The following is an 18,846-nucleotide window of genomic DNA, read 5'->3' as shown; positions in this document are numbered from 1 at the left end:
TTACGAATTGAAACACGTTCCACTTGGTGAAGGGGAGGCTCATGGAGCGGCTGTCGGGACTCGATGCGAGCTTCCTGTACCTGGAGACGCCGGCGCAGCTGATGCACGTCTGCGGCGTCATCGTGCTGGACCCGGGGACGATGCCGGAGGGCTACTCCTACCCGGCGTTCCGCGACGAGCTCGAGCGGCGGGTCCGCGACGTCCCGGAGTTCACCCGCAAGCTGCGCCGGGTGCCGATGGGCATCGACCACCCGGTCTGGGTGCAGGACAGCCACTTCGACATCGACCGCCACGTGCACCGGCTCGCGCTGCCGTCCCCGGGCGGGTACGCCGAGCTGGTGGAGCTCACCGGCCACCTCGCCGGCCTGCCCCTGGACCGCTCGGCGCCGTTGTGGGAGATGTGGGTGATCGAGGGCTACCAGGACGACAAGGTCGTGGTGTTCTCCAAGATGCACCACGCGACCGTCGACGGCGTCTCCGGCTCGAACCTGATCTCGCACCTCTGCAGCCTGGAGCCGGACGCCGACCCGATGGTGTCCGCCGAGCCGCGGTCCGCCGGCCACGAGCCGGGCCACGCCGAGCTGTTCGGCCGCGGAGTGCTGGGCCTGCTGACCCGGCCGCTCGCCGCCGTACGCCTCGTCGCCCCGTCGGCGCAGCTGGTCACGAAGACGGTCGGCCGGGCCCGGGCGGGCACCGCGATGGCGGCCCCCTTCTCGGCGCCGCGCACGTCGTTCAACGGCACGATCACCGGGCACCGCGCGATCGCGCTGGCCGACATGTCGCTCGACGACATCCGGCAGATCAAGAACGCCACCGGCACCACCGTCAACGACGTGGTGCTCTCCGTCGCCGGCGGCGCGCTGCGCGCGTACCTCGAGGATCGCGACGAGCTGCCCTCGCACTCGCTGCTGGCGACCGTGCCGGTCTCGGTGCGCGAGCAGTCGCAGCGCTCCGGCGGCGCCAACAAGGTCTCGGCCCTGTTCGCCAAGCTCGGCACCGACACCGAGGACCCGCTCGAGCGGCTGCGAGACCTCGCCGAGCGCAACAGGTTCGCCAAGGAGCACCACTCCGCGATCAGCGCCGATTCGCTCCAGGACTGGGCGGAGTTCGCCGCGCCCCGGACCTTCGGCCTCGCGGTGCGCACGTACGCCAGCCTGAAGATGCCCGAGTGGCACCCGGTCGTGCACAACCTGGTGATCTCCAACGTCCCGGGCCCGCCGGTGCCGCTCTACTTCATGGGGGCCCGGATCGAGGCGCTCTACCCGCTGGGCCCGGTGTTCCACGGCGCCGGCCTCAACGTCACCGTCATGTCGAACAACGGCCGGGTGCACGTCGGGATCATCGCCTGCAAGGAGTCGGTGCCCGCCGTCGACGACCTGGTGCAGCGGTTCCCGGCCGAGCTCGCCGCGCTCAAGGCCGCCGTGGTCGCCGCGGACACCCCGACGCCGATCCGGCGGGCCCGCAGGTCCGGTGCGAAGACGGCGGCCGCCGCGAAGGCGTGAGCTCAGGCCGACTCGGAGGAGGACGGGGGTGAGGGGCTCCGGCGCGGGAAGTCGCGGCGCCGGGCGTTGACGGTGCCGACGGCCTCGACCAGGGCCGGTACGAACAGCTCGGACTCCAGCACGCACGCGGCATGACCGGCCGGGATGTCGTGGATGGTCGCCCCGGGGATCCGGCGCGCGAGCCCGACCTGGTTCTCCGCCGGGAGCACCTTGTCCTTGAGCGTCACCACGACCGCCGTGGGGACGTCGATGCGGTGCAGCCAGGGGCGCGAGTGGTGCCGCCCCAGGGCGGCCACCGCCTGGCCGACCGCCCAGGGCGAGGTGCTGCGGAACTCCTCCACCGCCCAGTCGTGGATGTCCAGCGGTGCGATGCCGAGGGTGCGGTTCGTGGCCCGGCCCGCGGCCCGCGCGGCGCGCGCCGCCGTGCGGTTGCGGGACAGCCCGCGCGTAGCGAGCATCGTGAGCTCCATGCTCGCGTGGAAGCTCCGCTCGGCGACCGTGGAGCGGAACCGGTCCGTGGTCGCGCACAGCACCAGCCCCCCGATCCGGTCCGGGTGCTGGCGCCAGACCCGCTGCGCGACGATCGAGCCCATCGAGAAGCCGGCCACGATCGGCTCGGACAGCCCGAGCTCGTCGATCAGGGCGGCCACGTCGTCGGCACAGTCGACGAGCGAGAACTCGGGCGACTGGATGCCGCGGCCGTGCCAGCGCTGGTCCATGGTGACGACGCGGAAGCGCTGCGAGAGCGCCTCGATGGACGGGAACCAGGTGAGCAGACCGGTGCAGCCGACGGCGTGCAGCAGCACGACGGCGGGGGAGTCGGGGCTCGGCCCGGGGGTGTCGGTCACGAAGGTCGACCCGCGTCCCGGGAGGTCGATCATCCGCCCCTGGGGGATCCGCACGTACGGCACGTACACGCGGCTCTTGAGGAGGCCACGCGGGGACAGCATCAGGAGCCTTCTCACTCTCGACGGGCATGCGGTTCTGGAGTAGAACAGGTTACAGTTTCGCACGGCAGGTATCCGAACTGCGGCAGGAGATGCTGGTGACCGACGAAGTCGAGGCCGTCCGCTCGGTCGTGCGCGAGGTCCTGGGCCGCGCCACCGACGACGCCGAGGCGACCTGGGCGGCGCTCGGCGCTGCCGGGCTGCTCGCCCTCCCGGTCCCGGAGGCACAGGGGGGCGAGGGGCTCGGGCTGGCCGAGGTCGCCGTGCTGCTCCGCGAGAGCGGTCAGCAGGCGCGGCCGCTCCCGATCTGGGAGACGCTCTGCTGCGGCGTGCTGGCCGTCGCCGCGGCCGGCTCCGAGGACCAGCGGGCTGCGCTGCTGCCCGGCGTGGCCGCGGGCGAGACGCTGCTGACGCCGGCGCTGCGCGACGTGGCGGGCGGGAGCACGACGTACGCCGACGGCACCGTGCGCGGCCGCAAGATCGGGGTCACGTACGCCGACCGCGCGGCCCGGCTGCTGGTGACCGCGTCCTCGGCGGACGGCCCCGTGGTCGCGCTCGTCGACCCGCACGGTCCCGGCGTCGAGCTGCTGGAGTCGATGTCGAGCCTCGGCACGCCGCAGCACACGGTCGTGCTCGACGGCGCGCCGGCCGAGCCGCTGCCGGGAGCGAACGCCGCGCGGGTGCTCGAGGAGCTCGCCGCCGCCGGCCTCTGCCTGACCGCCGCCGGCCTGGTCGCCGGGGCGCGCGACCTCACTGCGACGTACATCAAGGGCCGCACCCAGTTCGGCCGGGCGCTCGCGGAGTTCCAGGCGGTGGCGATGCAGATCGCGGACGTCTACATCGCCTCGCGGACCGTCGACCTCGCGGCGGAGAACGCCGCCTGGCGGATCGCGAACGGCCTGGACGTCACCGACGACCTCGCGGTCGCGGCGTACTGGGTGTGCCACGAGGCGCCGGGCGCGATGCGCACCTGCCACCACCTGCACGGCGGCATGGGCGTCGACATCACCTACCCGATGTCGCGCTACTTCTCGTGGGTCACCGACATCGTGCACGCGCTCGACATACGCCCGGAGGAGGTGCAGGTCGAGGACCCCACCACCAAGAACCTCGAGCTCACCGAGTCCCAGCGCGCGCTCAAGGCCGAGCTGCGCGCGTACTTCACCGGCCTCGCGGACGAGAACGAGCACCGCGACATGGCGCTCGACCGGCACGGCGAGACCTACCAGCGCGTCGTCCGCCAGATGGGGGAGGACGGCTGGATGGGCATCGGCTGGCCGAAGGAGTACGGCGGCCACGGGCTCGGCGAGATCGAGCAGACGATCTTCGCGAACGAGGCCCAGCGCGCCGACGTGCACCTGCCGGCGGTGACGCTGCAGACCGTCGGCCCGACGCTGATCCGGTACGGCACCGAGAAGCAGAAGGACCTGTTCCTGAAGCGGATCCTGGCCGGGGACGTGCACTTCGCGATCGGCTACTCGGAGCCGGACGCCGGCACCGACCTCGCGTCGCTGCGGACCACCGCCAGGCGCGATGGTGACCACTACGTGGTCAACGGGCAGAAGCTGTGGACCACCGGCGGCCACCAGGCCGACTACCTGTGGCTCGCGGTGCGCACCGACCCGGACGCCCCGAAGCACCGGGGCATCTCGATCCTGATCGTCGACACCACGGACCCGGGCTACTCACACACCCCGATCATCACCGCCGACGGGTCGCACCACGTCAACGCGACGTACTTCAACGACGTACGTGTCCCCGTCGACATGCTGGTGGGCGAGGAGAACCAGGGCTGGAAGCTGATCACCACCCAGCTCAACCACGAGCGCGTGATGCTCGGCCCGGCCGGCCGGCTCGAGGGCCTGCGGGACCGGGTGGCGGAGTGGGCCACCAAGGCGGGGGTCGTCGACCGGCCCGACGTACACCGGACGATGGGCGAGGTGACGGCGGTGTTCCGCGTCAACGAGCTGCTCAACTGGGAGGTCGCGCGAGCCGCCGCGGTGGGCGAGATCTCCGTGGGCGACGCGTCGTCCTCGAAGGTGTTCGCGGCCGACCAGGTCCAGCACCTCGCGGCCGACCTGGCCGGCATCGTGCACCGGTACGGCGACCCGTCGGACGAGGAGACCGACCAGCTGATGAGATACCTGGACGGGCAGGCCAAGCGGAACCTCGTCCTCACCTTCGGTGGCGGCGTGCAGGAGGTGCAGCGCGAGCTGATCGCGATGTTCGGCATGGGCCTGCCGCGGGTGCCCCGATGAGTGGCGACGCGAGCACGGACCGGCACCGGCGGATCATGGCCGAGGCCGAGCGGATCAAGGCGCTCGGCGAGGCCTCGGAGTCGATGGCACCGTACGAGGTGAACCAGCCGACGATCGGCACCTGGCTGGACGCGATGGGCTACGAGAACGACCGGTTCCGCAAGGGCGAGGCCCCGCCGTCGATGGCGCAGGTGTGGACGATGCCCGGGCTCGGGCGCCGCCGTCCCGACGACGACCCGCTGAGCCGGATGATGGAGGTGCTGACCGCCGAGGGCTACACCGCGGTGCTCGGCACCAACTGCGAGCAGACCTATGAGCGCTACCTGCGCGTGGGCGAGGAGCTCCGGGTCACCACGGCGCTCGACTCGGTGGCCGGGCCGAAGAGTACCGCGATGGGCGAGGGCTACTTCGTGACGTCGCGGAACACCTGGTACGTCCGCCATCAGGACGGGCAGACCGAGAAGGTCGCCTCGATGCTGTTCCGGGTGCTCAAGTTCGTCCCGAGGGAGAAGGCATGACCGCCGGCGTCATCCGGCCGATGATCGGGCAGGACTCCCGGTTCTTCTGGGAGGGGACGGCGCTCGGCGAGCTGCGGATCCAGACCTGCAACGCATGTGGCCTGCTCCGCTTCCCGCCGGGGCCGGCCTGCCCGTCGTGCGGCGCCCTGGACCGCGGCCACGTGGTGGCCGCCGGCACCGGCACGGTCTTCTCGTACGTCGTGCACCGGCACCCGCCCGTCCCGGGCAAGGAGCTGCCGATCGTGATCGCGCTGATCGACCTCGACGAGGGCGTGCGGATGGTCGGCGAGGTCGTGGACGTGGCCGACGACGAGATCGAGATCGGGATGCCGCTGCGGGTGGACTACCGGCGCATCGACGACGAGCTGACGCTGCCCGTGTGGAGGAGAGCATGAAGGTGGGCGAGACGATCCCCGAGTGGTCGCTGCCGATGACCCCGACCACGATCGTGAGCACCGCGATCGCGACCCGGGACTGGCAGGACGTCCACCACGACCGCGACGTCGCGCAGGCGGCCGGGTCGAAGGACATCTTCATGAACATCCTGACCACCAACGGCCTGGTCGAGAAGTACGTCGTCGACTGGGCCGGCCCGGACACCGAGCTCAAGGGCATCGCGATCCGGCTCGGGGCGCCCGCGCACCCCTACGACACCCTGACGTTCAGCGGCACCGTCGAGTCCGTCGAGGACGGGATCGCGACGATCTCGGTCGTCGGCCGGGTCTCGCTCGGCGACCACGTCACCGGGACCGTGCAGGTGGCGGTGTGAGCCTCTACCGCAAGGCCGCGATCGCCGGTATCGGCGCGACCGAGTTCTCCAAGGAGTCCGGCCGCTCCGAGCTCCAGCTCTCCGTCGAGGCGGTGCAGCACGCGCTGGCCGACTGCGGGCTGACGCCCGCGGACGTCGACGGGTTCACGACGTTCACCATGGACACCTCCTCGGAGATCGCGGTCGCCCGCGAGCTCGGCTGCGGCGAGCTGCGGTTCTTCAGCCGGATCAACTTCGGCGGCGGCGGCGCGTGCGCGACCGTGCAGCAGGCCGCGATGGCGGTCGCCACCGGCGTGGCCGACTGCGTGGTGGCGTACCGCGGCTTCAACGAGCGGTCCGGCTCGCGCTTCGGCCAGTTCTCGGTCGCGGCGGCGACCCAGGTGAACACCAACGGCCTCGACAACGCCTGGACCTATCCGATGGGCCTCGGGAGCCCGGCCGCGACGGTCGCCATGCAGGCGCGGCGCTACCTGCACGAGTACGGCGCCACCTCGGAGGACTTCGGCCGCGTGGCCGTGGCCGACCGGAGGCACGCCGCCACGAACCCGAACGCGTTCTTCTACGGCAAGCCGATCACGATCGAGGACCACCAGGCCTCGCGGATGATCGTCGACCCGCTGCACCTGCTCGACTGCTGCCAGGAGAGCGACGGCGCGGTCGCGCTGGTGATCGTCTCGGCCGAGCGCGCCCGCGACCTCGCCCGGAAGCCGGCGTACGTCTCGGCGGCGGCCCAGGGCAGCGGCGTGGACCAGTTCGTGATGACGTCGTACTACCGCGACGACATCGGCATCCCGGAGATGGGCGTCGTCGGGCGCGAGCTGTGGCGGCAGAGCGGACTCGGCCCCGACGACATGCAGATGGCGATCCTCTACGACCACTTCACGCCGTACGTCCTCATGCAGCTCGAGGAGCTCGGCTTCTGCGGCCGCGGCGAGGCGCCCGGCTTCGTCGCCGACGGCGCCATCGAGATCGGCGGCAAGCTGCCGCTGAACACCCACGGCGGCCAGCTCGGCGAGGCCTACATCCACGGCATGAACGGCATCGCCGAGGCCGTCCGCCAGGTCCGCGGCACCTCGGTCAACCCGGTCCACAACGTCGAGCACGTCCTGGTCACCGCCGGCACGGGCGTCCCCACCTCGGGCCTGGTGCTGTCCGCCTGACCGGGTCGTCCGCCTCTGGGCGGTGAATACGCCGCCCTCAGGCGGACGACCCGAAGCCCGGACCCGCGTCGACCAGGCGTTCCACGTCCGCGAGGTCCAGATCGAAGGGCCCGACCCGGGTGAGGACCCAGGACGCGCCGCTCTCCAGCCACGGCTCGTGGTCATGGTCGGCGCGCAGGTCGACGACCAGGTCGTACGGCGCTCCCGGCACCTGGTCGGCCACCATCGTCACGTCGGCCGGCGAGCCGAGCCCGATCACGAAGAACCCGTCGTACGCCGCGGCCCGGCGCATCGGAGCGGCGTTCGGGAACCGGCCCGCGAGCCAGATGGGCACCCGCGGCGCCGGGAGGAACCGCACGTCGCGTGCGACGTAGTGGGGACCCTCGTGGGCCACCTGTCCACCCGACAGGAGACCGGTGAGCACCGCGAGGCCGTCGTCGAGCATCTCACCGCGGACCTGCGGCGAGGCCTCGTCGCCGAACGCGCTGAACTCGCCCACCCAGTCGTCGCCGAGGCCGAGCCCGAGGACGAACCGGCCCTCGGAGAGCACGGCGAGCGAGGCCGCCTGGCGGGCCAGGACCTGCGGCCGCCGGCGGGCCAGGGGAGTGACCATCGGGCCGAACAGGACCGACGAGGTGCGCATGGCCACGGCAGCGCAGCAGGTCCACACGTCCGCGATGGCCGACACGCGCTCGCCGTACTGCAGGTGGTCCCAGAGGAAGAACCCCTCCCAGCCCGCCGCCTCGGCACGAGCCGCGAGGTCGCCGACCACCCGCGGGTCGGCGAGGGCGTCGAACGGCGCGACGAACAGTCCGCGGCGGATCACGAGAGCTTCTCGCCGAAGAACGCCAGTACGCGGTCGACCGCCTCCTGGGAGCGGTGCTCGGTGACGGTCGAGTGACCCCTGCCCTCCAGTTCGACCCGGATGAACGCGTCGCCGATCTCCCGGGTGAGGGTGTCGAAGCGGGTCCCGACCGCGGGGTCCTTCCGGTAGCGCAGCCCGAGGACCTCGCAGCCGCCGGCGGCCCGCGAGCGTACGGCGGCCAGGTCGCCGGCCGACAGGTTCAGGTCGGCCGCGCGGCGGCGGCCCACGGCGAACGGCAGCGACGGCTGCGCCAGCACCGGCGCCGCCACGGAGGTGTCGACCATCATCGCGAGCGCGAACCCCCCGGTGAAGCACATCCCGACGGCGCCCACGCCGGATCCGCCGAGCTCCTCGTGGAGCGAGCGGGCCAGGCTGCGCAGCCAGACCGCGACCGGCGATGTCTCGCCACGGGCCATCGTGGTGAACTCGCGGCTGACGCACGTCCGCGGCAGGACCTTGAGCACGTTGACCGCCGTCATCGGCGCCTCGGGCGTGCCGAACAGCTGCGGCATCACCACCGTGTAGCCGGCCGCGACCACCTCCTCGCCGAACCCGATGACGCCCGGCGTCAGTCCCGGCATCTCGTGGATCACGATCACGCCCGGGCCGGTCCCCTTGCGGTACGTCGGGTGCGTGGTCCCGTCGTCGCTGTGGGTGCCGTGCGTCCAGCTCGACAGGAGGCTCATGGGGACGAGTATGTCGGGCCGCGATGAGTTCGCGGCTCCGCCCGGATCACAGGAGACGAGGGCAGCAGCAGACGCTGCCCCTTCCGGGAGGACACCATGCTCGACGCTCGACACCGCCGGTGGGTCATCGTGCTCACCTCGATCGGTTCCTTCATGGCCGCGATCGACACCCTCGTGGTCGCGACGGCCATCCCGACCATCCGGGGCGACCTGCACGCGTCGCTGCCGCAGCTCGAATGGACCGTCAACGCCTACAACCTCAGCCTCGCCGTCCTCCTGGTCCCCGCCGCCGTCCTCGGCGACCGGCTCGGCCGGGCGCGCTGCTACGCGGCCGGCATCGGCCTGTTCGCCCTGGCCTCGCTCGGCTGCGCGGTCGCGGACGGAGCGGGCGTGCTGATCGCGATGCGCGCGTTCCAGGGCGCCGGTGGTGCGCTGGTGCTGACGCTCGGGCTCGCCCTGCTGACCGGCGCCTTCCCGGCGGAACGGCGCGGCCAGGCGGTCGGCCTGTACAGCGCGGTCACCGGCATCGCGGTCGCGTGCGGGCCGTTGCTCGGCGGCCTGGTGGTCGGCGGCCTCGACTGGCACTGGATCTTCTGGGTCAACGTCCCGATCGGGCTGGTCGCCGTACCGCTGGTGCTGCGGTACGTGCCGGAGGTACGGGTGCCGGACAGCACGCTCGACGTAGCGGGCGTGGCGCTGCTCGGTGCCGGCTGCTTCGCGCTGGTCTGGGCGCTGGTCCGCAGCGCGACCGAGGGCTGGAGCGCGCCCGAGGTGCTCGGGATCACCGGCACCGGCGTGGTCCTGCTCGGGTCCTTCGCGGCCTGGGAACGCCGGGCCGCGCACCCGCTCATCCCCGCGGCCCTGCTGACCAGGCGCGGCTTCTCCGCCGGCAACGTCGCCGCGTTCCTGACGTTGGCCTCGCTGTTCTCCGCGGTCTTCTTCTACGGGCAGCTGCTCCAGTTCGGGTACGGCGACAGCGCCCTCGAGGCAGGTGTGCGGCTGATGGCGTGGACCGGGACGTTCATCGTCGTGGCGCCGTTCGCCGGGGCCCTGGCGGACCGGATCGGGGAGCGGCCGCTGCTCGCGACGGGGCTCGCGATCCAGTCGCTCGCGATGGTGTGGTTCGCCACCACGGTCACCGCCGGCGGCGACTACCTCGATGCGCTCGGGCCGTTCGTGGTCGGCGGCATCGGCGTCTCGATGGCGGTTCCGTGCGGCCAGAGCGCGGTCGTCGGGTCGGTCGAGGACCGGGACGTCGGCACGGCGTCCGGGGTGAACGCCACGATGCGCGAGCTCGGTGGCGTGTTCGGCGTGGCGCTCACCGTGGCGGTGTTCGGGGCGTACGGCGGCTACGGGTCGCCGCAGGACTTCGTGGACGGCTTCCGGCCGGCGCTGCTGACCGCGGCGGGACTCTCGGCCCTGGGCGCGCTCACCGGGCTCGCCCTGCCCGCCCGCCGACGGTCCGTCGTCCCGGCGGCCGTGGCGGTGGCGTCATGAGCCGGATCATGGTGCGGTACCGGGTCCGGCCCGACGCCGCCGCGGAGAACGAGCGGCTCATCGGCGAGGTGTTCGAGGAGCTGGCCGCCGAGCAGCCCGAGGGGTTCACGTACCAGTCGATGGTGCTCTCCGACGGCGTGACGTTCGTGCACATCGTCGACGGCGACAGCGCGGCGCTGCCGACCTTGGCGGCGTTCCAGCGGTTCGCGTCGACTGTCGGCGATCGGTGCGAGGATCCTCCCCAGCAGACATCGGTCCGGATCGTCGGCAGCTACGAGGGGAGGACGGCGTGACCGCCATCGACACCACGACGTTCGACGAGCTCGTCGCACCGCTGCGCCCCGGCCTGCTGCTGCACTGCTACCGGATGCTCGCGTCGTCCCACGACGCCGAGGACGCCGTGCAGGAGACGTTGCTGCGCGCGTGGCGGAGCATCGACCGGTTCGAGGGCCGCAGCGCCCTCAACACCTGGCTGGTCACCATCGCCACGAACGTCTGCCTCCGCGAGATCGAGCGCCGGGGCCGCCGGCTCCGGCCGGTGGACCTCTCGCCCGCGGGAGACCCCGTGGCCGGCCTCGGCGCACCCCTCACCGAGACGGTCTGGCTCGACCCGCTCCCGGCGGCCGGGCTCACCTGGTCGGCGACCCCGGCCGACGCGGTCTACGAGCAGAAGGAGGCGGTCGAGCTCGCGTTCGTCGCCGCGCTCCAGCACCTCCTGCCGCTGCAGCGCGCCGTGCTGGTGATGCGCGACGTCCTGGCGATGTCGGCTGCCGAGGTCGCCACGGCGCTCGAGACGTCGACGGCCGCGGTCAACAGCGCGCTCCAGCGCGCCCGGGCCGGGATGCAGGAGCGGCTCCCGGACCGCAGCCAGCAGCGCGTGCTCCGCGATCTCGGCGACGAGACCGTCCGGGCCAGGGTCGGGGCGTTCGTGGCGGCGTGGGAGCGCGCGGACGTCGACGCCGTGGTGGCGCTGCTCGCCGATGACGCCGTGATCACGATGCCGCCGTACGCCGAGTGGTACGCCGGCCGGGAGGATCTCCGCTGGTTCCTCTCGCACGTCCCGCTGCAGCCGGGCCGCCGGTGGTCGTGCACGCCGACCCTCGCCAACGGGCAGGTCGCCGTCGAGAAGCGGCTCTGGGACGACGGGATCGGCGCGCTCCTCTCGCACAGCGTCAACGTGCTGACGTTCGACGACCGTGGCGACATCCTGCGGATCGACGCGTTCCTGGACCCGGAGCTGGTGCGCTGAGGACGGTCACTCGCTGACCAGGGTCGCCACGTGGTCGGGCACGTACGTCGCCTGGTCGCGTGGCGGCCGTTCGTACCCGGTGCCCGGCGGCCGCTCCGGCACCTCGATCTCCGGCTGGTCGACCTGGGTGTAGGGGATCGTGGAGAGGAGGTGGGCGATCATGTTCAGCCGCGCCTCCTTCTTCACGTCGCCCTCGACGACGTACCACGGCGCCTCCGGGATGTCGGTGTGCGTCATCATCTCGTCCTTGGCGCGCGAGTAGTCCTCCCAGTGGGTGATCGACTCGAGGTCGGTCGTGGAGAGCTTCCAGCGGCGCATCGGGTCGTCGATCCGGCCCCGGAACCGTCGCTGCTGCTCCTCGTCGCTGACCGAGAACCAGTACTTCCGCAGCATGATCCCGTCCTCGACGAGGAGCCGCTCGAAGGTCGGGCACTGGTGCAGGAACCGCCGGTGCTCCTCGGGCGTGCAGAAGCCGAGCACGTGCTCGACGCCGGCGCGGTTGTACCAGGACCGGTCGAACAGCACGACCTCGCCGCGGGCCGGGAGCTGCTCGACGTACCGCTGGAAGTACCACTGCCCGCGCTGCCGCTCGCTCGGCGTCGGGAGCGCCGCGATGCGGACGACCCGCGGGTTCAGGTACTGCGTGATCCGCTTGATCGCCCCACCCTTGCCAGCGGCGTCGCGGCCCTCGAAGACCACGACCACGCGCTCGCCCTCGGCGCGCACCCACTCCTGGACCTCGACCAGCTCCTGCTGGAGCCGGAGCAGCTCGGCCTCGTAGGCCGCCGACCCCAGGCGCTTGCGCTGCTTGCCCATGGGGCAGCCTAAGCACGTGACCGACCTCCCCGTGCTCGACCCCGAGGAGCAGCGGGTCCTGGGCAGCCTGCTGGAGAAGCAGCTGACCGTCCCCGCGACGTACCCGCTCACCCTCAACGCGCTGCGGACGGCGTGCAACCAGAGCAACAACCGGGACCCGGTCACGGGGTACGACGAGCAGACCGTCGAGCAGGTCGGTCGTCGGCTCAAGGACCGCGGGCTGGTCCGGATCGTGTGGTCGGCGAGCGGCCGGCGCACGCTGAAGTACCACCAGGTCCTCGACGAGGTGCTCGACCTGGGCGAGGACGAGCGCGCCCTGGTCACGGTGCTGCTGCTGCGCGGTCCCCAGGCGCCGGGCGAGCTGCGCACCCGCACGGACCGGCTGCACGCCTTCGCCGACCGGACGGCCGTCGAGGAGACGCTGGGCCGGATGGGCGCTCGGGGCCTGGTCCGCGAGCTGCCCCGGCGCGGCGGCGACCGCGACAGCCGCTGGACGCACCTGCTCGGCGCGGACCCCGCGCCCGAGGAGCCGAGTTCCACGGTGGAGGTCGCGCGAGGCGCGGAGCGGGACGACCGCGTGCGGGCCTCCTACGACGCGGTCGCGACGGCGTACGCCGACAGCCTGCTCACCGAGCTCGCCGGGCTGCCGTTCGAGACCTGGCTGCTGGACCGGGTCGCCGCGCACGCCGACGGCGGCCCCGTCGTCGAGGTCGGCTGCGGGCCCGGGCACGTGACGGCGTACCTCGCCGCGGCCGGCGCCGCCGCGACCGGCATCGACCTGTCGCCGGGGATGGTCGCCGAGGCCCAGCGCCGGTTCCCCGACGGCACCTACGAGGTCGGTGACCTGCGCACGCTGATGCGGCCGACGACGGCGGCCGGCTGGGCGGCCGTGCTCGGCTGGTACTCGCTGATCCACCTGGCACCGTCCGAGCTCCCGGCCGCGATCGAGGCGCTGGCCCGGCCGCTCGACGCAGGCGGCTGGCTGGTGCTCGCGATGCACGCCGGCACCGAGGTGCGCCACCACGACGAGTGGTTCGACGCCCCGATCGACCTGGACTTCGTCCACCACCAGGAGGACGAGGTCGTCGCGCTGGTGCGGGCGGCCGGCCTGGTCGACATCGAGTGGTACCGCCGGGGCGCCCTCGAGCACCGCGGGGAGACCTCGAACCGCCTCTACGTCCTCGCCCGCAAACGTTGAGACGGTCAGGCGAGGGTGAGCAGGACGTCGGCGAGGACGGGGGCGCCGTCGCGGTCACCGCCGGCGACGCTCGCGGCGGCCAGGATCCGGCCGTCCTCACACCAGCCGCGGACCCGGATGGTCTCGCCGGGGTAGACGACGCCGGCGAACTTCACGCCGAAGCCACCGACCCGCGCGGCGTCACCGTCGAGCAGCGTGTCGGTGAGCGTGTGGAGCACGATGCCGTACGAGCAGAGCCCGTGCAGGATCGGCGCCGGGAACCCGGCGGACTTCGCGAAGTCCGGGTCGGCGTGCAGGGGGTTGCGGTCACCGCACAGCCGGTAGAGCAGCGCCTGCTGGGGGAGTACGTCGTACGTCGTGTCGACGTCCGGGTCCCGATCGGGCAGCTCGACCGGCGTCGCGCTGCCGCGGTCGCCGCCCCACCCGCCCTCGCCGCGCACGAAGATCGAGGAGCGCGTGGTCCACAGCCGCTCACCGGAGGGCGCGGTGGCGACGCCCTCCTGCCAGATGACAGCGGCCCTGCCCTTGTCCCAGATCTCGCTGATCCGGGTGGTCACGCTGGCGGCTCCCGACGTCGGCAGCGGCGCCTCGACGGAGATCGACTGGGAGCCGTGCACGACCTGGGCGAGGTTGATGTCGCACCCCGGCAGGTCCAGCGGCGGCGGGTCGGTCATGTGGAACGTCGGCGCGACCACGCCGAAGGACGGCAGCACCTGCAGCGCCGGACCCTCCAGCGTGTACGAGAGGTCGGTGGCGCCGATCGCGAGCTGGTAGAGCAGCACGTCGCTCTCGGTCCAGGAGAACTCGGTCGTGCCGAGCTCGGCGCCGATCGCGACGTCCGGGTCGATGGGCATCAGGCGCTCTCCTGCGAGATGGTCTCGGCGGCCAGGTAGCCGAAGGTCAGGGCGGGACCGATGGTGGCACCGGGGCCGGCGTACGTGCGGCCCATGACGGCCGACGAGCAGTTTCCGGCGGCGTACAGCCCCGCGATCACCGAGCCGTCCGGCCGGAGCACCCGCGCCCGCTCGTCGGTGACGAGCCCACCCTTGGTGCCGAGGTCGCCGGGCACGATCCTCACGGCGTAGAACGGCCCGTGGTCGATGGGGTGCAGTGACGGGTTCGGCTTCACGGTGGGGTCGGAGTAGTACTTGTCGTACGCCGACTCCCCGCGGTGGAAGTCCTCGTCGATCCCGGCCCTCGCGAAGCCGTTGAAGCGGGTCACCGTCTCGGTGAGCGCGCCGGGCGGCAGGTCGATCTGCTCGGCGAGCTCCTCGAGCGTCGCGGCCTTCCTCACGGTGCCGTTCTTGTACCAGCGGCCGGGGAAGGGCTGGCGCGGCGAGAGCCCGGCGAACAGGTAGCGGTTGCGGTAGCGCTGGTCGATGACCATCCAGGCAGGCACATGGCCGACGCCGGTGGCCTCGCCCCTGTAGATCTCGTGCACCGCCTCGACGTACGGCAGCGCCTCGTTCATGAACCGCCGGCCGGCCTGGTTGACGATGATCGACCCGGGCAGGTTGCGCTCGGCCAGGCAGAACCACGGGCCGGACGGCAGCGGGATCGTCGGCCCCCACCAGGCGTCGTCCATCAGGTCGACCTGCGCACCCGCGGCGATGCCGGCGAGGACGCCGCCGCCGGTGTTGAACTGCGAGCCGGTCGTCCAGTCGACGGAGGTGGGCTGCGGCTGGTACTTCTCGCGCATCTCGAGGTTCTTCTCGAAGCCGCCGCTGCCGAGGATCACCCCGCGGCGGGCGCTGACCACGACCTCGGCGCCGTCGCGCCGCACGCGTACGCCGACCACCCGACCGTCCTCGAGGACGAGGTCCAGGAGCTCGGTGTCGTAGCGGACGGGTACGCCGGCGTCCATCAGGCCCTTGCGCAGGCCGATGGCGATCGCGTTGCCCATCGCGAACATCTGCTGGCCGCGGACCAGGCTCACGACCCGCCGGACCAGCACCTTGAGCATCGTCAGCGGGCCGCGGACGGTGCGCAGCCCCAGGCTGATCTTCCGGTAGTCGGCCTGCGTGACGATCAGGTTCGCCGGGGCCTTGGTGTACTGCGGGTGCAGCCGGTCCAGCTCCTCGCCGAGGAACCGGGCATCCATCGGGATCGGCTCCGCCGACCGGCCGGCGGCGCGGCCGCCGGGCGCCTCCGGGTGGTAGTCGGCGTACTGCGGGACCCAGGTGAACCGCAGCGGCGTCCGCTCCTTGATGAAGTCCAGGACCTCGGGGCCGCGGTCGAGGTAGGTGTCGCGCCGGACCTTCGGGACGACGTCGCCGACGATCGAGTCGAGGTAGAGCCTCGAGAGCTCCGGGTCGTCGCCCTGCCCGGCGGCTCTCAGCGCGTAGTTGTTGGGGATCCAGACGCCCCCACCGCTGCGTGCGGTCGACCCGCCGAAGTACGAGCTCTTCTCGAGGAGGACGGTGTCGAGGCCGCGCGCGGCGGCCGCGAGCGCGGCCGTCATGCCGGCACCGCCGGCGCCGACGACCACGACGTCGACGCTCTCCGATTCCCGGGGAGGAAGGGGGGTCGTCATGGCCAGAAACTGTAACAGGTTCTACTATCGTCACGTGACGTCCCAGGACTCGATCTCCGCCGCCGTGAGTCGTCTCTCGGAAGCGCAGGCGACCCGCATGCCGTGTGCTCCGGTGCGTGACCTGATCGGCACCGACGACCTCGACGCGGCGTACGCCGTGCAACAGGGTCTCGTGCAGGCGCGGATCGCCGGGGGAGCGCGCGTCGTCGGCCGCAAGATCGGCGCGACCTCGGAGGCCGTGCAGACCCAGCTCGGCGTCGACCAGCCGGACTTCGGCTACCTCCTCGACGACATGGACGTCTCCCCCCGGGACGGCCGGAGCGGCCCGATCTCGATGCGCACGCTCCTGCAGCCCCGGGTGGAGGCCGAGGTCGCGTTCGTGCTGGCGCGTGACATCGACGACGAGGGCATCACGCTGGACGTGGTGCGGGACGCGGTGGACGTCGCGCTGCCGGCGTTGGAGATCGTCGACTCGCGGATCGCTGACTGGCGGATCGGCTTCACCGACACGGTGGCCGACAACGCGTCCAGCGGGCTGTTCGTCGTCGGCGCCGACGGGCAGAAGCTGGACGACCTGGAGCCCCGCGACGTCACGATGTCGCTGACCATCAACGGCGAGGAGCGCTCGGCCGGCACCGGCGCCGCGTGCCTGGGTGACCCGCTCGAGGCGCTGCGCTGGCTCGCCGTGCAGGCCCAGCGGTTCGGCGACCCGCTGCGCGCCGGCCACCTGATCCTGTCCGGGGCCCTGGGCCCGTTCGTGCCGTTCGCCCCGGGGGACCGGGTCGAGGCGACCATCAGCGGCTTCGCGCCGCTCCGCGTCACCTTCGAGGAGTGACTGGATGTCCAAGAAGACAGCTGCCATCGTCGGACCCGGCAACATCGGCACCGACCTGATGTACAAGCTCCTCAGGTCCGAGGTGATCGAGCCACGCTGGATGATCGGTGTCGACCCGTCCAGCGAAGGCCTGCGGCTGGCGACCGGGGAGGGGCTCGAGGCCAGCCACGAGGGCGTCGACTGGCTGCTCAAGCAGGACGAGCTGCCAGACCTGATCTTCGAGGCGACCTCGGCGTACGTGCACCGCGAGTACGCGCCGCGCTACGAGGAGGCCGGCATCCGGGCCGTCGACCTGACGCCGGCTGCCGTCGGTCCGGCCGTGATCCCGCCGGTGAACGGCGAGGAGCACGTCGGCGCGATGAACGTCAACATGATCACCTGCGGCGGCCAGGCGACGATCCCGATGGTCGCGGCCGTCTCCCGGGCCGCCACCGTGTCGTACGCCGAGATCGTCGCCTCGGTCTCGTCGGTCTCCGCCGGGCCGGGGACCCGCGCCAACATCGACGAGTTCACGCGAACGACCGCGGCCGGGGTCCAGTCGATCGGGGGCGCCCAGCAGGGCAAGGCGATCATCATCCTCAACCCCGCCGAGCCGCCGATGATCATGCGCGACACGATCTTCTGCGCCGTACCGCCGGACGCCGACCGGGACGCGATCGTGGCGGCGGTCGTCGCGATGGAGAAGGCCGTGCAGGAGTACGTGCCGGGCTACCGGCTGCTGCAGGAGCCGCAGATCGACGACCCGTCGCCCGCGACCCGCGGCCAGACCAAGGTGTCGATCTTCGTGGAAGTGGAGGGCGCCGGCGACTACCTGCCGCCGTACTCCGGCAACCTGGACATCATGACCGCCGCCGCCACGCAGGTCGGCGAGAACATTGCGAGGGCGATCGCATGACCGACATCAACGCACTCACCCGCACCTGGTCCGGCACCCACGGCACCGAGCCGTGGGGCGAGCTCGACCTGCGACTGACCGACACGTGCCTGCGCGACGGGTCGCACCACAAGCGACACCAGTTCACCGCGCAGGAGTGCCATGACATCGTCGAGGCGCTCGACGCCTCCGGCGTGCCGGTCATCGAGGTCACGCACGGCGACGGCCTCGGCGGCTCGTCGTTCAACTACGGCTTCTCCAGGACGTGGGAGCAGGAGCTGATCCGGATCGCGGCCGAGACCGCGAAGCGCGCGAAGATCGCGTTCCTGATGCTGCCCGGTGTCGGCACCAAGGACGACATCCGTGCGGCCCAGGACAACGGCGGCCAGATCTGCCGGATCGCCACCCACTGCACCGAGGCGGACGTCTCGATCCAGCACTTCGGGCTGGCGCGTGAGCTCGGGCTGGAGACCGTCGGCTTCCTGATGATGAGCCACACCCAGCCGCCCGAGGTGCTCGCGAAGCAGGCCCGGATCATGGTCGACGCGGGCTGCCAGTGCGTGTACGTCGTCGACTCCGCCGGCGCGCTGATCATGGAGCAGACCGCGGACCGGGTCGCCGCGCTGGTCGCCGAGATCGGCGACGTGGCCGACGTGGGCTTCCACGGCCACGAGAACCTCGGCCTCGGCGTCGCCAACACGATCATCGCGGCCCGCGCGGGCGCGACCCAGATCGACGGCTCTGTCCGCCGCTTCGGCGCCGGTGCCGGCAACACGCCGCTCGAGGCGTTCATCGGCGTCTGCGACAAGCTCGGCTGGGAGACCGGCGTGGACTTCCTCCAGATCGTCGACGCCTCCGAGGACGTCATCAAGCCGGCGATGCCCGAGGAGTGCCAGCTGGACCGGATGACGCTGATGATGGGGTACGCCGGGGTCTACTCCTCGTTCCTCAAGCACGCCGGCAACGCCGCCGACCGCTACGGCGTCTCGGGCGCGAAGATCCTGCTCGAGGCCGGCCGCCGCAAGCTGATCGGCGGTCAGGAGGACCAGCTCATCGACATCGCGCTGATGCTCAAGGCCGAACGGGAGAAGGAAGCGGCGAACTCCCCGGCGTGAGGAGACGTCTCGCCCGGTTGTCGC

At 72.1% G+C, this 18,846-nt stretch carries 19 protein-coding genes; 13 read left to right on the top strand and 6 right to left on the bottom strand.

Annotation, left to right across the window (positions count from 1 at the left end):
- Window positions 1-26: 26 nt before the first annotated feature.
- Complete coding sequence (locus tag ACVW2K_RS16590) at window positions 27-1,502, top strand: WS/DGAT/MGAT family O-acyltransferase (protein WP_457203263.1); 1,476 nt, start codon at window positions 27-29, stop codon at window positions 1,500-1,502.
- Window positions 1,503-1,504: 2 nt separating this feature from the next.
- On the opposite strand, the gene ACVW2K_RS16585 is transcribed toward ACVW2K_RS16590, so the two are convergent.
- A complete protein-coding gene (locus ACVW2K_RS16585) occupies window positions 1,505-2,452 on the bottom strand; it encodes an alpha/beta fold hydrolase (RefSeq protein WP_457203262.1) in 948 nt (315 codons plus the stop codon).
- An 89-nt stretch (window positions 2,453-2,541) separates the two neighbouring features.
- Here ACVW2K_RS16585 and ACVW2K_RS16580 point away from each other — a divergent pair, with 89 nt between their 5' ends.
- The 5 genes from ACVW2K_RS16580 to ACVW2K_RS16560 are packed head-to-tail and all read left to right on the top strand — an operon-like array spanning window position 2,542 to window position 7,154.
- Complete coding sequence (locus ACVW2K_RS16580) at window positions 2,542-4,707, top strand: acyl-CoA dehydrogenase (protein WP_457203261.1); 2,166 nt, start codon at window positions 2,542-2,544, stop codon at window positions 4,705-4,707.
- Window positions 4,704-5,225 (top strand): FAS1-like dehydratase domain-containing protein, encoded by a 522-nt coding sequence (locus ACVW2K_RS16575; protein WP_457203260.1) that lies wholly within the window; start codon window positions 4,704-4,706, stop codon window positions 5,223-5,225. The genes ACVW2K_RS16580 and ACVW2K_RS16575 overlap by 4 nt, the downstream gene beginning before the upstream one ends.
- Window positions 5,222-5,620: a Zn-ribbon domain-containing OB-fold protein gene (locus ACVW2K_RS16570; RefSeq protein ID WP_028638144.1), complete on the top strand. Its 399-nt coding sequence runs from the start codon at window positions 5,222-5,224 to the stop codon at window positions 5,618-5,620. Before ACVW2K_RS16575 ends, ACVW2K_RS16570 begins: the two co-directional genes overlap by 4 nt.
- Window positions 5,617-5,994, top strand: coding sequence for a MaoC family dehydratase (locus ACVW2K_RS16565; RefSeq protein WP_457203259.1), 378 nt, complete (start codon window positions 5,617-5,619; stop codon window positions 5,992-5,994). Before ACVW2K_RS16570 ends, ACVW2K_RS16565 begins: the two co-directional genes overlap by 4 nt.
- The gene (locus ACVW2K_RS16560) at window positions 5,991-7,154 is read left to right on the top strand and encodes a lipid-transfer protein (RefSeq protein WP_457203258.1); all 1,164 of its coding nucleotides are present in this window, start codon (window positions 5,991-5,993) and stop codon (window positions 7,152-7,154) included. Before ACVW2K_RS16565 ends, ACVW2K_RS16560 begins: the two co-directional genes overlap by 4 nt.
- A 37-nt stretch (window positions 7,155-7,191) precedes the next feature.
- Here ACVW2K_RS16560 and ACVW2K_RS16555 read toward each other — a convergent pair whose 3' ends face one another.
- Complete coding sequence (locus ACVW2K_RS16555) at window positions 7,192-7,980, bottom strand: LLM class flavin-dependent oxidoreductase (protein WP_457203257.1); 789 nt, start codon at window positions 7,978-7,980, stop codon at window positions 7,192-7,194.
- Window positions 7,977-8,705 carry a dienelactone hydrolase family protein gene (locus ACVW2K_RS16550; RefSeq protein WP_457203256.1) on the bottom strand — a complete coding sequence of 243 codons (729 nt, stop codon included), beginning with the start codon at window positions 8,703-8,705 and terminating at the stop codon, window positions 7,977-7,979. The genes ACVW2K_RS16555 and ACVW2K_RS16550 overlap by 4 nt, the downstream gene beginning before the upstream one ends.
- 96 nt (window positions 8,706-8,801) lie before the next feature.
- Here ACVW2K_RS16550 and ACVW2K_RS16545 point away from each other — a divergent pair, with 96 nt between their 5' ends.
- The 3 genes from ACVW2K_RS16545 to ACVW2K_RS16535 are packed head-to-tail and all read left to right on the top strand — an operon-like array spanning window position 8,802 to window position 11,451.
- The gene (locus ACVW2K_RS16545; RefSeq protein WP_457203255.1) at window positions 8,802-10,202 is read left to right on the top strand and encodes an MFS transporter; all 1,401 of its coding nucleotides are present in this window, start codon (window positions 8,802-8,804) and stop codon (window positions 10,200-10,202) included.
- Window positions 10,199-10,495: a hypothetical protein gene (locus ACVW2K_RS16540; RefSeq protein ID WP_457203254.1), complete on the top strand. Its 297-nt coding sequence runs from the start codon at window positions 10,199-10,201 to the stop codon at window positions 10,493-10,495. The genes ACVW2K_RS16545 and ACVW2K_RS16540 overlap by 4 nt, the downstream gene beginning before the upstream one ends.
- Complete coding sequence (locus ACVW2K_RS16535) at window positions 10,492-11,451, top strand: RNA polymerase subunit sigma-70 (RefSeq protein ID WP_028638150.1); 960 nt, start codon at window positions 10,492-10,494, stop codon at window positions 11,449-11,451. The genes ACVW2K_RS16540 and ACVW2K_RS16535 overlap by 4 nt, the downstream gene beginning before the upstream one ends.
- Before the next feature lie 6 nt (window positions 11,452-11,457).
- Here the strand turns inward: ACVW2K_RS16535 and ppk2 are convergent, their stop codons facing one another.
- Window positions 11,458-12,267 (bottom strand): polyphosphate kinase 2, encoded by an 810-nt coding sequence (ppk2, locus tag ACVW2K_RS16530; protein WP_457203253.1) that lies wholly within the window; start codon window positions 12,265-12,267, stop codon window positions 11,458-11,460.
- A 16-nt stretch (window positions 12,268-12,283) separates the two neighbouring features.
- Between ppk2 and ACVW2K_RS16525 the strand changes: the two genes are divergently transcribed.
- A complete protein-coding gene (locus ACVW2K_RS16525) occupies window positions 12,284-13,465 on the top strand; it encodes a DUF480 domain-containing protein (protein WP_457203252.1) in 1,182 nt (393 codons plus the stop codon).
- Between the two features lie 5 nt (window positions 13,466-13,470).
- Here the strand turns inward: ACVW2K_RS16525 and ACVW2K_RS16520 are convergent, their stop codons facing one another.
- Window positions 13,471-14,319, bottom strand: coding sequence for a MaoC/PaaZ C-terminal domain-containing protein (locus ACVW2K_RS16520; protein ID WP_457203251.1), 849 nt, complete (start codon window positions 14,317-14,319; stop codon window positions 13,471-13,473).
- Window positions 14,319-15,998 (bottom strand): 3-oxosteroid 1-dehydrogenase, encoded by a 1,680-nt coding sequence (kstD, locus tag ACVW2K_RS16515; RefSeq protein WP_457203250.1) that lies wholly within the window; start codon window positions 15,996-15,998, stop codon window positions 14,319-14,321. The genes ACVW2K_RS16520 and kstD overlap by 1 nt, the downstream gene beginning before the upstream one ends.
- Window positions 15,999-16,032: 34 nt before the next feature.
- Between kstD and ACVW2K_RS16510 the strand changes: the two genes are divergently transcribed.
- From ACVW2K_RS16510 to dmpG, 3 genes are read left to right on the top strand one after another with little or no spacing between them, the layout of a single operon-like run.
- On the top strand, window positions 16,033-16,833 hold the full coding sequence (locus ACVW2K_RS16510; RefSeq protein ID WP_457203249.1) for a 2-keto-4-pentenoate hydratase: 801 nt from the start codon (window positions 16,033-16,035) through the stop codon (window positions 16,831-16,833).
- A 4-nt stretch (window positions 16,834-16,837) separates the two neighbouring features.
- Window positions 16,838-17,728, top strand: coding sequence for an acetaldehyde dehydrogenase (acetylating) (locus tag ACVW2K_RS16505; RefSeq protein WP_457203248.1), 891 nt, complete (start codon window positions 16,838-16,840; stop codon window positions 17,726-17,728).
- Window positions 17,725-18,822 (top strand): 4-hydroxy-2-oxovalerate aldolase, encoded by a 1,098-nt coding sequence (gene dmpG, locus ACVW2K_RS16500; protein ID WP_457203247.1) that lies wholly within the window; start codon window positions 17,725-17,727, stop codon window positions 18,820-18,822. Before ACVW2K_RS16505 ends, dmpG begins: the two co-directional genes overlap by 4 nt.
- The last annotated feature ends 24 nt before the right edge of the window (window positions 18,823-18,846 follow it).

This window comes from Nocardioides sp. HB32 (genome assembly GCF_054058995.1).
Note: the sequence above shows the minus strand (reverse complement) of the source record. Positions and strands in the feature narration are given on the sequence as shown.

Bases quoted from the DNA above. Each gene is read 5' to 3' on its own strand.
- ACVW2K_RS16585 (WP_457203262.1), bottom strand. From the start codon at position 2,452: ATGCTGTCCCCGCGTGGCCTCCTCAAGAGCCGCGTGTACGTGCCGTAC.
- ACVW2K_RS16580 (WP_457203261.1), top strand. From the start codon at position 2,542: ATGCTGGTGACCGACGAAGTCGAGGCCGTCCGCTCGGTCGTGCGCGAG.
- ACVW2K_RS16575 (WP_457203260.1), top strand. From the start codon at position 4,704: ATGAGTGGCGACGCGAGCACGGACCGGCACCGGCGGATCATGGCCGAG.
- ACVW2K_RS16570 (WP_028638144.1), top strand. From the start codon at position 5,222: ATGACCGCCGGCGTCATCCGGCCGATGATCGGGCAGGACTCCCGGTTC.
- ACVW2K_RS16565 (WP_457203259.1), top strand. From the start codon at position 5,617: ATGAAGGTGGGCGAGACGATCCCCGAGTGGTCGCTGCCGATGACCCCG.
- ACVW2K_RS16550 (WP_457203256.1), bottom strand. From the start codon at position 8,705: ATGAGCCTCCTGTCGAGCTGGACGCACGGCACCCACAGCGACGACGGG.
- ACVW2K_RS16545 (WP_457203255.1), top strand. From the start codon at position 8,802: ATGCTCGACGCTCGACACCGCCGGTGGGTCATCGTGCTCACCTCGATC.
- ACVW2K_RS16540 (WP_457203254.1), top strand. From the start codon at position 10,199: ATGAGCCGGATCATGGTGCGGTACCGGGTCCGGCCCGACGCCGCCGCG.
- ppk2 (WP_457203253.1), bottom strand. From the start codon at position 12,267: ATGGGCAAGCAGCGCAAGCGCCTGGGGTCGGCGGCCTACGAGGCCGAG.
- ACVW2K_RS16520 (WP_457203251.1), bottom strand. From the start codon at position 14,319: ATGCCCATCGACCCGGACGTCGCGATCGGCGCCGAGCTCGGCACGACC.
- kstD (WP_457203250.1), bottom strand. From the start codon at position 15,998: ATGACGACCCCCCTTCCTCCCCGGGAATCGGAGAGCGTCGACGTCGTG.
- ACVW2K_RS16505 (WP_457203248.1), top strand. From the start codon at position 16,838: ATGTCCAAGAAGACAGCTGCCATCGTCGGACCCGGCAACATCGGCACC.
- dmpG (WP_457203247.1), top strand. From the start codon at position 17,725: ATGACCGACATCAACGCACTCACCCGCACCTGGTCCGGCACCCACGGC.